Source organism: Fuerstiella marisgermanici (assembly GCF_001983935.1).
In the GTDB taxonomy this organism is placed as follows: domain Bacteria; phylum Planctomycetota; class Planctomycetia; order Planctomycetales; family Planctomycetaceae; genus Fuerstiella; species Fuerstiella marisgermanici.
Genome location: NZ_CP017641.1, coordinates 3,026,161 through 3,038,097, shown reverse-complemented (window position 1 = coordinate 3,038,097; position 11,937 = coordinate 3,026,161). Strand labels below are relative to the sequence as shown.

The window sequence follows — 11,937 nt, the reverse complement described above, 5'->3', positions numbered from 1 at the left end:
ATGAAAACATCCACCACCACGGAAACACCACCTCCCGCCAGGCCAACCGCGGAAATCGCGTTGTCTGTGCGCAATCTTTCGACGACGTTTCGTACGGACAACGGACTGGCGACGGCGGTCAGCAACGTCAGCTTCGACCTGTTTAAAGGCGAAGCACTGGGCATTGTCGGCGAGAGCGGCTGCGGCAAGTCCGTCACCGCGAAGTCCATCATGAGACTGCTGCCGGAACACATCACCAGCTACGGCGAAAACAGCGAAGTGATGCTGGGGTCCGAAAACCTGCTGAAGTACAGTCGCAGCGACATGCACGATGTGCGAGGCGATCGGATTGGCATGATTTTTCAGGAACCGATGACGGCGTTGAATCCCGTCTTCACCATCGGCTGGCAGATCGACGAGGCGCTGAAGCTGCACACAAAGCTGGATCGCAGGCAGCGGCGGGTTCGTGGCATTGAGATGCTAAAGATGGTCGACATGCCCAACGCAGAACGCCGTTACGACGAATACCCTCACCAGCTTTCCGGCGGTATGCGGCAGCGAGTTTTAATCGCGATCGCTCTGGCTTGCGAACCGGAAGTTCTGATTGCCGACGAACCCACAACGGCGCTGGACGTGACTATTCAGGCTCAAATTTTGAAGCTGATGAGCGACCTGCGAGAACGTACGGGCACGGCGATTCTGCTGATCACGCACGATCTCGGCGTGGTGGCTCAAACGTGCGATCGAGTCGTCGTGATGTACGCCGGTCAGGTGGTCGAAACCGCTCCGGTTCACGATCTGTTTCACGACCCCGCTCACCCGTACACAAAAGCGCTATTGGAATCGATTCCGCGATCGGGAAGCAAGCAGAAGGGAAAGCGACTGCCCACGATCAGCGGTCTGGTGCCGGGGCTGTTTGAGATGCCCGAAGCGTGTCGCTTTGCCGAACGTTGTGCCGGTAGGCAGGACAAATGCGTTCAAATCATGCCGGAGGTCGATTGGTTTACAAAAGACCGCTGCGTGCGTTGTCACTTTCCGGTGAATGAAGGAGCGTAACCCATGTCATTCATCAACGTCCAAAATTTAACGAAGCACTTCCCCATTCACGGTGGTCTGTTCAACCAGAAAATCGCGGCCGTGCAGGCGGTCAGCGATGTGAGTCTGAAGATTGAAAAAGGCGAAACGCTGGGCGTGATCGGAGAATCCGGTTGCGGCAAATCGACTCTTGGCAAGACCATGATCCGTCTGCTGGAACCAACGGCCGGCGACGTTTTCTTTGATGGTGTCGACGTCACCACGTTGCCGCATTCCGGGTTGATGCCGCTGCGCCGCAGAATGCAATTCATCTTTCAGGATCCCTATTCGTCGCTGAACCCACGCATGACCGCCGGTCAAATGCTTAGCGAAGTGATCCGCTTTCACAACATCGTGCCGAAGGCAGACACGGAAAAGTATGTTGAGGAACTTCTGGATACCGTTCAGCTTCGCAAAGACGCCAAGAGTCGCTACCCGCACGAATTTTCCGGCGGCCAGCGACAGCGCTTGAATATTGCTCGAGCTCTTGCGGTCAAGCCGGAATTCATCATCGCAGACGAACCCGTCTCGGCGCTGGACGTTTCGGTGCAGGCTCAGATTCTGAACCTGTTGATGGATCTTCGCGAACAGTTTGGGCTGACGATGATGTTCATCAGCCACGATCTAAAAGTCGTCGAACACTTCTGTGACCGGATGATCGTGATGTATCTGGGCACGGTGGTGGAACGGATCGTGTGCGACGATGTGTACCGCGACGCAAAGCACCCGTACACTCAGGCCCTGCTGAAGTCGAATCCGATTAACGATCCGGACGATCGCACCGAACTGCATATTCTGGAAGGCGAAGTCCCCAGCCCACGAGATCCACCGCCAGGTTGTCCGTTTGTGACGCGATGCGAATACGTCGAAGACCGCTGCCACACTGATCGCCCGCCGTTAAAGGACGTCGGCGACGGGCATCTGGTGGCCTGCTGGCCGGTGACAGACCCGCAGCCTGCGGCAAGTTGATGTTTGAGATCTGGCGTGAGAAGTTTTTCCTCGTTCCGAAGCTCCCGCTTCCCGTTCCGTTGGCGGACACCAACGGCTACGTGCTTCGGCCCTACCGGGCCAATCGCATTTTTACAATTTGAAATCTCTTTTTGTTGCCTGTGCATGAGAGTCTAACTCTGTCAGATCCGCGCGCTGCGCGCTTCTTTACGGGAGCGTTTCGGCGGTACGATCTCCCATGTCAAACAGCTTCCCACGCCAAACGGGTCAAGGGCCGGGCCCTTGTTAGGAGAGAATCGTCCATGATACGAATTCAAAGTTCACTCATGCTAACCATGGCAGCTTTGCTAATCGCTGGCTGTGCAGGGGAAGGCGGTTCGTCCGATCAGTCTGCTGGCGAGGCGGGCCTCACCAAAGTGGATCTCGCTTTGAACTGGTACGCGGAAGCGGAGCACGCCGGGTACGTGGCCGCCGACCAGTTGGGCTACTTCAAGGAAGCCGGGCTGAACGTCAATATTCGGCAGGGCGGTCCGGGAGCTCCCAACCTTGTCATTCAGGAACTCGCTGCCGGGCGAATTGAATTTGCGATCTCGAATGCAGATCTGGTGGTTCTCGCGCGAGCCAAAGGCGTACCCGTCGTGGCCGTGGCGGCTCCGCTGCAACAGTCGCCACGCTGCATCATGGTCCACGAATCGGCCGGCTTTGAAACTCTGCAAGACATCAAAGACGTTGAACTCGCCATCAGCGACAGTCGCCCGTTTGCACTGTGGATGAAGAAGAAGCTGCCGCTGACCAACGTCACAATGGTGCCGTACAGTGGTCAGGTGGGCGAATTCCTGCAAAAGAAGGACTTCGCTCAACAGGGCTACGTTTTTAGCGAACCGTTTCTGGCCAAAGACAACGGCGGCGATCCTCAGGTGTTGATGCTGTCGGACATTGGCTTCAATCCGTATTCGAGTCTGCTGGTCACGACGGAAGACGTGATCAAGCAGAAGCCGACGCTTGTGAGTACCGTCGTGTCGGCTTCAGTACGCGGATGGCAGTCGTATCTCACGGACCCTGAACCAATCAATGCGGCCATCAACAAAGCCAATGAAGACATGAGTCTCGCCGCACTGGCTTTCGGAGCGGAATCGATGCAGCCATTGTGCCAGCCAGCGGAAGGCGCACCGCTGTGCAACATGACGCTCGAACGCTGGACGACTCTTGTGCAACAAATCGAAGAACTGGAAGAAATCGACGCCGACAGCGTCGACCCGGCCGCCTGCTTCAACACCGGCTTTCTGCCGCCGCCAGAGATGGACACACCATAGCCTGAGCGATGTCAGCTATGGTTTTGGGATCGTCAGGTCGTGTTCCTTCGCAGCTTCTGCCCTGGACGGAGCTTCAGCATTTTCCGTCGTAGTTGGTTTGTCGATCGGCATCGGAGTGAGGACTGTTTCCGACTGCAGCTCAGCGGCGTCGGAGATTGCAGCCGACGGCATCGCCGATTCCTCAGCGCGGACTAACCGGCGATGGTACGCAACAATTTCTGCGACGGTAGCAGCATGCAATTGATCGCGAAGGCGTCTGAGTTTGCGTAGCGTGGCATCCAAACGCTGTTGCTCACTCGTCGTGACATACGCATCCAGCGGCACAGCCCGCAACGCATTTCTAATTTGCAATTCCACTCGCCCCGCACGCTGCCCGATCTGGCACAGACGACTCTGTAACCGTTCCATGCTCCTCAGACGAGCCTCAAGAACCGCCCGTCGAACGGCATTGTCACAACACTCGCCGCCGACTTGTCCGGGGCATACCGCGATCTGCGTCCGCACCGCGTCGATCAACACCGGCAGCGTTTCTAACGCAGTCGATGCATTTTTAATGTGCAGATCGATCGGATCGCACGATAGTTTTTCGACCTTGGCTTCAGCATCTACGCTGGAACCGGTGTTCGCGTTCTGAGCCGCTGCTGCCCCATGACTGCTTGCGGAATCATTGTCGTCGGTGTCGTGGTCATCTTCTGATGCCGAGGCTGGCTGATCGACTCTGGCGAACGCGTTTTGGGGAACGATGGCACTGGAAACAAGCACGATTGTGGCAACCAGGCACTGCTGAATTTTGGGGACATGAAGCATGCGGCACGCTTAATGAGTGTCAAACTTTGCGGGTTGATGGCGTTACGCAAACCGGATGGGACTTCGACGGTCAGCACCGGTTATGTCGAACAATCCCGATGTAACGGTGGTGATTACCCCCTCAGGCGACCTTTTAAACGCCGATAGTGATGAGGACAGACTACAACCAGGCTACGGGAAACGGCAGTCAAATCTGTTGAGGAACGGCGAAAACGATCAAAGGAAATACAGGGGCCACGGATGTTCAGATCTATTTGCTGCGTCGCGCTTAGTCTCACGCTTATCATTTCTCCCGCTGTCAGTTTCGCGGCTGATGCCTTCGATTTCTCGCGATTTTTCCGCCGCAGGCCAGCAACAGACTCGGCCGTCATTCAGCTCGCAAAAACGCTGGATGATATCGAAAAGAAGCTAAATGCGGACGGCACAGTCGCAGTGAAAGCTCCCGACATCTGGGGCGAAGCACGGCTGACTCGCCACCGCGAAGAATTCGAACGCGAAATGGCGAAGGAACTCGATCAGTTCGAATTTCGCATCAACGCCGCCATCAGCCGAACTGACCAGGCATTTCTCGCGAATGCCCTGGCTATTAGCGCCGTCGGTTCGGGAGTTGATCTCAGCGACGGCAACCCGACCAACGTGCCGAATCTCAACGTGAATCAGGCCAGTAATCTTGTCGACGGTCTGCCGCAACAAACGAGGCCAGGCGGTGAAATTACAAAGCCAACAAACCAGGTGCTTTACGTGACGCCAACGCACGGCCTATTGGATGGCGACTTCAAGGTCAAAGCTAAGGGCATCAGTATCGAACCTGAAATCCTTCTCGACCAGAAGGCCCGCTACCTAAATCATCTGCACGAAATTCGCCGCATGAATGAGGGCGATGACACGTCGGATTCGCCTGGCTATTCGATGAATCTTGTGCGCATCCCGGTGTCGATCATGCCGGGATCGAAGACACGGCGCAATCACGGTGCCGAAGTCACCATCACAGCCACGCCGCATGTGACAGAAGAACTGCTGCCGGTCACGTTTCGGCAACTGGTGATCAACGATCTGCTGGATCTGCTTAGCCCAGTGGTCCGCAAAATGGCCGAAGAACTGCCGCAATTGGAAATACCGCTGACGTCTCAGGGACAGTCGAATGTGGTACTCAGCAGATTTCTGGAAGGCGAAGACGGAGCGTTGGTGCGGCTGTACTATGGCGAACATGGTATCGCCAACGGATACGCAGTGAACCGAGGTCAACAGGAAGAGCTCACTCGCGCTCAGGACGCTCGCGAAATGGCGGCAGGCCTGCCTTTCACGCCGCCCAACATCCGGGCAGTCGAATCGCAGGCGTTGAGCAGCGTTCAGAGCAACCCGGCACGGCTGCAGCAGGCGATCAGTACGCTGGGGCGAGAAATCTATTCGGTCGCGCCGCAGTTGCTGCAAACCGGAGTCGGTTCAGTCACGCGGCGAGCGCGCGAACCTCTGTCGTCGTCACAGATTCCGTTTACCTTTGGGGTTCACGAACTGGTGAGTCTCGCCTACGACCTGAGGCAACGCAGCGCGCCGGGACAGATCATTCACCTGGCCGATGTACGCAGCTATCTTCAGGAAGAACTACAGGCAGCATTTGATCTGGCGGTCACGCCGGGCTCGTCTGCTGCATTGATGATGTCGGATCCAGGGATGATGCTGGCGGATGAATATTCCGGTCAAAGTCTGCCCGCTCGAATTCGCAATATGACTCATGAGAACATTCGGTCGCTGTTTGATGATCGCGTCCGAATCACCAACGAGTTCGCTCGCGTTTTGAAAGTTCACACGTCGCCAGACGCGTCAGTCGAAATGTATGTGCCGTCAGTGACCACATCGCTGGCCTGGGCCGTGGTGGTGGAAGCGGCTTTGCTGAATGAACGCCTCAACGAAGACATTCGGCACGTCAGTTCCGACCCAAACTGTCAGTGCGTGAATTCCGGCGAGATGCTGTTCTGTGCTCCGAATCCCGATCCACAAGCACGTCAGGTGTTCGCCGATTACGTGCGGTGCCGCTGGCCGATCCATGTCTTCGCGCTTGACCCGATCGCTCAGGATCAGAACGTTGCCGATTCGTTCAGCATGCGTCGTGAGATGCAACTGGCCATGGCGCTGGCGTTCGCTCAGGGACGCATGAGCGCTCAAAATATGACTCGCTACGTTCGTCGTATCGAAATGGATATGGAAACCATCGCCTTAAACCGTACAGCGGCGGCTTTCGGTCATGGCAAAGACGTTTTCGGTTGGCGATTTTATCCGCGAGTTCAGACACCTCCGTTTTCCAGCACCAGCACAACCATTTTTCGAGAACTTCTGCGGGGCGGTCCGGACAAAGACGACCTGCGGCGATCGTGGGAAATCGAACCCGGCATGCGTGAATGCACTGCGATGGTGCTGATGCCGTCGTTTATCACTCACGTCACCTTCGACGCGCGCGGATCTTACTTTCCGCTGGGCAAGCATGCGTTGCGAGATCCGTCTGACACGCGGACCAGTATTCAGGACAATATGTACCTGAGTCACAAAATTCGTCTGATGGAGAATGCGACATGTAGTATCGCAGCGGAAGCAGCATGCTACCGAGACGGCGAAGTCCAGCGCCTGATGCGTCGCGCCGATCAGCTGGCGAAGAAGCTGCCGCTGCAAACGGTTCATGCGCGAGTTCCCAATGAGAACACGTTGGGCGGGTTTGAAATGTTCTCCTCCGGCATCACTGATCTTGCGCCAGAACTGCTGGACTTTTATGGCATGCCGGGCGTCGACCCGGCACGGGAAACCATCCTGTATCTGGTGGGCAATAATTTTAGTGTCCACGATACGCGAGTTCTCGCTGGCAACCGGCAACTCCATTTTTCACTCATCAGCCGACAGGTGATGCAGGTGACGATCCCGGCCGGCGTCGCGGTGGTTGATAGCTTTCAATGCAACCGGAAAGAACGCTGCGAGCAGCCCGAACACGTGGTGAACGTGCATGTGGCGACTCCGTATGGCGTATCGCAACCGCTGGAAATTCCCGTTGTCACGGACAGCGCAAGTTCTTCTGCATTTCTGTGGACGCGGGAGAACTTACAAGTTGGGTATCGTGTCGGTTTGAAATCCGGCAGTAACGACACGGAACTGGATCCGGCCCAAGCAACGGCCTTCATGCCACGACCATTCACGATCGGCGTGGCCGTGCCCGATGGTGAGTTCCCTCAGCCCGCCAGCGCCACATTGACACTTGTCCTGACGTCCCAAGATCTGGGCCTCACGACAAAGGTACAGGAGCCAACAGGCTCCAATGTGGAAGGCCTGACGCTAACCTGGAACGAAGCGGCCAGAGCGTATGAGCTTTCCGAAGTCGGGTTTGTGAAACTGCAAAAGGATTTGATGAAAGAATCTATCGGGTGGATCAACGCGGAAGACGCCGGTAACGCAAAAGTATCGCGTGACTATGAGGTCCGCATTCGGGCAGAGTTGAAGATGGGCAACCTGGCGTCGGTACCCGTGGCCAATGACCTTTACCTGAACATCAGGTTGGAAGTGCAGAAGCCATAAGATCACCGCGTGTAGCGACGGCAGTGGGCGGTGAACTTGTCAACTAGTATCTGCAGTTCTTCGCGCCGCTGCTCGATCTTCTTTAACTTAACGTCTCGTCGTACGGATTCCACATTGCTGACAGAATGCACCGTTGGTTCCGGTGGCCCGCCGCCGGGACGGGCGTCAATCCAGCCGGATGGCAGCGATGTGACCGACGACATGTCCTGAGCACTGTAGCTGCGTTTCATGTCGACAAGATTCTAGAGCGCGAGCGCCAGTGGTTCGCCTTTGGTCTGGGGCTGTCCAGTGTCGATTTGACGCTCGCCCGTCGCCACATCCGCGTCGCGTGCAGATTCGGCCTCCGGTTGATTAGCTCGTGGGGCGTCATCCGCATCGTCGTCGTCTGGCGGCTGGAACAAGTCCTTTAGTACGCGAGTCATCACTCGATCGCCCAGCAGGCGATAACTTTCGAACTGAGATTCGCTGAAAAACTGATCCAGCGTCGGTTCATGCGGAAACGAAGGATTCAGAAGAGCGTACTCGCGCAAATCGGGTTGGTCTTTTGCGTCAGCTTCGGCCATCGATGATTTGATGTAAATCAATAGCCCGTCCGAATTCAACGATGGTTCCGCCGCCTCTTCGTCTGTCACTTCCGATGGCGGATAGCGAATGATGCCCAGAGCATAGTTGCAGCCGGAGATGCGATCATCAAGTGTGACTCGCTGCTTCCCGGCCCGCATCGTAGCGATGCCGTCCGGTTCGATGCCGTGCGTCGAAATTTCAATTTCAACACCGAAGTCAATCCGGCACTTGCGAACCAGACCTGCAAAGTCGTAGCCCTGATACAATGGGTCGGCGGTCGCGTCTGTCACGATGATAAACCGACAGCGCCGCCGAATCAGTTCGTACGCGCCAAGGTTTTCGAAGTGTCCGCCATCGCTGGTGTAGATGTATTTGGAACGTCGCGTGGTACGGCTGAAGAGTTCGCGTGCCACGTATCGTAATCCGTACCACGGACCGGAACTGTGCAAAGCAACTCGGTCTGTTTGATTGGTGTTCGGCAGCCACCAACCTGTTCGAACGTTGAACAAGGTCATCAGCGCCGCCAGCGATGGCATGGTGTGATATCCCATGTTTGGACTGGCGGCCGCTCCTGAAATGGCGAACGCCGAACCAAGTTTGATATCGTCTGCGTAACCCGCCGTCGGAACGAAATATTCCAACGGCGGTTCTTCAAATGTTTCGGCCGTCTGCTCGGGAAGAGTGTCGCTCTTTTGTGGAGCCGACGGCGTTTGTTGTGTTTCCCCAGCCAGTACGTAGCCGGTGTACAATGGAGAAATCACAAACGATTCTGCACGCCGTTCCTGACGACTTAAGTCGTGGCTGGAAAACACATTCAGTGCGGTGTTAATCAGATGCAAAGGCCCGTCGTAGAAACGAGGCGGCTTGTCGTCTGCTGAGTCCTGTTCCGTTGGCTTCTGTGTGATGTTTTCTGTCGCGACGTTGTAGGCAAGCGGCAGGCCGATCACGAGCCCTCGGTAAAGACGTTCCAGCAGGTCAGGTTCTTCAGGTTCAATTCGGACTCCCGGCGGAAGTGGGGACAGTGACGCCACCGGAAAGTCGTCTTCCGGATCGAAGCCCGTGGTTGCCTGAGGGCGTCGGTTGGGGTTGGTCGCCCCCAGATAGCAGCGGATCAGTCGATTCGCGTAGCCGCGATTGAGGGAATGTTGATTAATGTCGAATCGCGTGGAGAGCACCAACGCCACGGCCGCCGGCACGATCAAGCACAGCCACAACGTGCTGGAGTAAGCGTGTTGAATCGCGTGACGAATCCGTTCTACGCCCAACCGATAGACGCGCGGATAACGACTGGTTGCTTCCGTTGTTTCAGCGCTTCGGACAGACGACGCAGAACCGTCTTTCGCTATGCTGAGAGTCGTCTTTGTGCTGCGCGGTGCATACTTGGGAACCGGCTCCGTGTACTGCAGCGGTACTTCCTTTTCACTGGCGACCTGCAATACATTCGTTCGGACGACCCATGACAGGCACATCACCAGCCCGACCACAAACAGCCCCGGAGCAAGCCGGACAACCAAATTGCTAACCGGTCCTGTGCCACTGTTCCTGGTGTTGGATCGCTGTCCCAGCCACGCTCCCACCGCCGAAAGACTGATGGCTCCTGTTGCCACCGCTGCGTGCAGCTTGGGAGTCAGCCAGTCGATCACGGCGCCGGAATACGCGGCGACGCTCGTAACGAACAGCCAGGTGCATCCAATGATCAGCATCCAACTGCCAAAGCGAGCCCACCATTCACGTTCGTGCACGGACGAACTGCGCGAAGAAAATCCAACCTCACAAACAACGCCCAGAAAGAACGTCATCAAAACGATCGGAGGGCCAAGGACAACGTAGAGATCCGGTTCTTCCGCCGCGTTCCAGTCGGGGCTGACAACGCACAACCACAGTACAAGCCCACCCACAGCTCCGGAAATCGTGCCGAACGCGACTGACGCCCCGGTACTCCATATTCGCTGGCCGAGGCTCCACGATTTCTTCGGGTCTGGTCCCTTGTGAAAAAAGGTAAACAGAGCCGGCCCCGCATGCAGCATTGCCGCGTACGACATCAATGCGATCAGTGCCGGTTCCCTGGTGGCGAATTCTCCCACAGATTTCAGAATCCCATCAGTACCCCCGTCCGCCCAGGTCTGCAGGCCAGATACGCTGCAGATCCATCTTCCAAACCTTTCCAGCCGATCGTGCATCGCCAGGAACGGAACGGCGCAGACGGCTGTTAGTGAACAACAGACAACTGTCGCTGTCATGCTTCGAATTGTGTAAGCCGTGTCGCCCAATTTCGGTTCGTCCGACGGCTCTTCACCTTTCGCTGCCCGAACAGGGTTACGAATTACCCAGAGTAGTTTCCAGAACGCAGGCGAAAATGTACTCCACGATCGGGGAGCTCGTTTCACGGCAGCAAGGCAGCGCGCGAAAGTCAGCCAGCCCAGCATTGTCAGAAGCACCGCGTACACACGGGCCAGCGTCATGCCCGGAAAAAGTGAGGGCGTCGCCCAAAAGTCGACTTTTTCGCTAAAGGAAGCGCCGAATATCTTGACCATCAGCAGTACGCCGATGAGTCCTGAAAACGCGAGCAACACCAGCGGCAACAGGTTCAGCAGAAAATTGCGGAGATAGATCGACAGCAGTGTCCATGTATCGCATGAAAACAGACCCACTTGAGGCGACAGGTAGTTGCTGAACTGTCGCAGGTGAGCCACCTGTTGCGGTTCAATCTGATTGCCCGAATCCGCTCGACGGTTGCGAGTCACAGAACGAGCGAGCTTGCGTTGAACACTCACCAACGCCGACAGACATGGCGGCTTAGTTGAACCCGGCTTGTTCTTGTCGGACTTCTGTTCCGTACAGACGGATTCGTGGTAGATCCACGACGACAACCAGCTTCCAATGTAGCCACCGCCGGAAACAGTCGACAGGTAGTCGAACGCCTGCAGAATACCGGTCTCGCGGTGACCGGGCTGTTTATCGTCGTTGGAATCAGGCGCGGTCGTCGCCGGACGATCAACGGCGTTTGATGCATCGTCCGCATCCTTGTCTGGTGCCTCATGTTGCGAATCGAATGCGGCCAGCGCTTGCAGAATTCCCAGATTGAACGTTGCGCTACGAATGCCACCGCCGGAAAACACGAGTCCCGTCAGGTTTTGTGGCAGCCCGTCTTCCGGCGGCAGAAACGATTCACGCCGCCGCCGAATCGCTTCGCGTTCTTTCCGAAGCACCTTATCGAAACGAACCTGCAGTTCGTCATCCGCCGTTCCCTCCTTGACTGAGTCCCCGTTTGTGTTCGCGTCCGCCATACGTCACGCTCAATCTCAAGGTCTATAGTGTGTGTTTAATCACGACCCGCAGGGGCAGGGTGACCTGTTCAGCATAATGCGAACCGACCCGAAGTAAAGTAGGACTTGAAAACGCACCTCTCGCGTCGCAAGCAGTGCGCGCGGACTGCGCCGATTAAGAATCGCCCCAGCTCATGGCGTGCATAGCAACGAGCGCCGGTTCGCATTGTCCCATAGCAGCGGCGATGACTGTCACACCCACCTCAGCGACCATCGGGAGCAACGCCGGCGATTGCGTGTTTATCCTGCTCACACGCTTACCACGCCAACCGCCCGCCGGTGCGTACCGGCCCGAATGCGACGATCGGGAGCCATGCCGGCGCTTCCGCCATCATCCTGCTCACGCGTTCGCCACGCCAATGCACACCGGC

The 11,937-nt window shown here is 56.6% G+C and carries 7 protein-coding genes; 4 read left to right on the top strand and 3 right to left on the bottom strand.

What is annotated here, in order from left to right:
- From Fuma_RS11470 to Fuma_RS11460, 3 genes are all read left to right on the top strand, one after another.
- On the top strand, positions 1–1,035 hold the full coding sequence (locus Fuma_RS11470; RefSeq protein WP_077024268.1) for an ABC transporter ATP-binding protein: 1,035 nt from the start codon (positions 1–3) through the stop codon (positions 1,033–1,035).
- Positions 1,036–1,038: 3 nt separating this feature from the next.
- Complete coding sequence (locus tag Fuma_RS11465) at positions 1,039–2,022, top strand: ABC transporter ATP-binding protein (RefSeq protein WP_077024267.1); 984 nt, start codon at positions 1,039–1,041, stop codon at positions 2,020–2,022.
- Positions 2,023–2,303: 281 nt separating this feature from the next.
- Positions 2,304–3,314 (top strand): ABC transporter substrate-binding protein, encoded by a 1,011-nt coding sequence (locus Fuma_RS11460; RefSeq protein WP_077024266.1) that lies wholly within the window; start codon positions 2,304–2,306, stop codon positions 3,312–3,314.
- Between the two features lie 15 nt (positions 3,315–3,329).
- Here the strand turns inward: Fuma_RS11460 and Fuma_RS11455 are convergent, their stop codons facing one another.
- The gene (locus tag Fuma_RS11455; protein WP_077024265.1) at positions 3,330–4,121 is read right to left on the bottom strand and encodes a DUF4349 domain-containing protein; all 792 of its coding nucleotides are present in this window, start codon (positions 4,119–4,121) and stop codon (positions 3,330–3,332) included.
- 240 nt (positions 4,122–4,361) lie between these two features.
- Here Fuma_RS11455 and Fuma_RS11450 point away from each other — a divergent pair, with 240 nt between their 5' ends.
- Positions 4,362–7,676 carry a hypothetical protein gene (locus Fuma_RS11450; protein WP_077024264.1) on the top strand — a complete coding sequence of 1,105 codons (3,315 nt, stop codon included), beginning with the start codon at positions 4,362–4,364 and terminating at the stop codon, positions 7,674–7,676.
- 2 nt (positions 7,677–7,678) lie between these two features.
- Here Fuma_RS11450 and Fuma_RS11445 read toward each other — a convergent pair whose 3' ends face one another.
- Positions 7,679–7,906: a hypothetical protein gene (locus tag Fuma_RS11445; RefSeq protein ID WP_077024263.1), complete on the bottom strand. Its 228-nt coding sequence runs from the start codon at positions 7,904–7,906 to the stop codon at positions 7,679–7,681.
- A 12-nt stretch (positions 7,907–7,918) separates the two neighbouring features.
- Positions 7,919–11,527, bottom strand: coding sequence for a patatin-like phospholipase family protein (locus Fuma_RS11440; protein WP_077024262.1), 3,609 nt, complete (start codon positions 11,525–11,527; stop codon positions 7,919–7,921).
- Positions 11,528–11,937 lie beyond the last annotated feature (410 nt).

What these genes read in the sequence shown, in the direction of transcription:
- Fuma_RS11470 (WP_077024268.1), top strand. Translation starts at nt 1, where the DNA reads ATGAAAACATCCACCACCACGGAAACACCACCTCCCGCCAGGCCAACC.
- Fuma_RS11465 (WP_077024267.1), top strand. Translation starts at nt 1,039, where the DNA reads ATGTCATTCATCAACGTCCAAAATTTAACGAAGCACTTCCCCATTCAC.
- Fuma_RS11460 (WP_077024266.1), top strand. Translation starts at nt 2,304, where the DNA reads ATGATACGAATTCAAAGTTCACTCATGCTAACCATGGCAGCTTTGCTA.
- Fuma_RS11455 (WP_077024265.1), bottom strand. Translation starts at nt 4,121, where the DNA reads ATGCTTCATGTCCCCAAAATTCAGCAGTGCCTGGTTGCCACAATCGTG.
- Fuma_RS11450 (WP_077024264.1), top strand. Translation starts at nt 4,362, where the DNA reads ATGTTCAGATCTATTTGCTGCGTCGCGCTTAGTCTCACGCTTATCATT.
- Fuma_RS11445 (WP_077024263.1), bottom strand. Translation starts at nt 7,906, where the DNA reads ATGAAACGCAGCTACAGTGCTCAGGACATGTCGTCGGTCACATCGCTG.
- Fuma_RS11440 (WP_077024262.1), bottom strand. Translation starts at nt 11,527, where the DNA reads ATGGCGGACGCGAACACAAACGGGGACTCAGTCAAGGAGGGAACGGCG.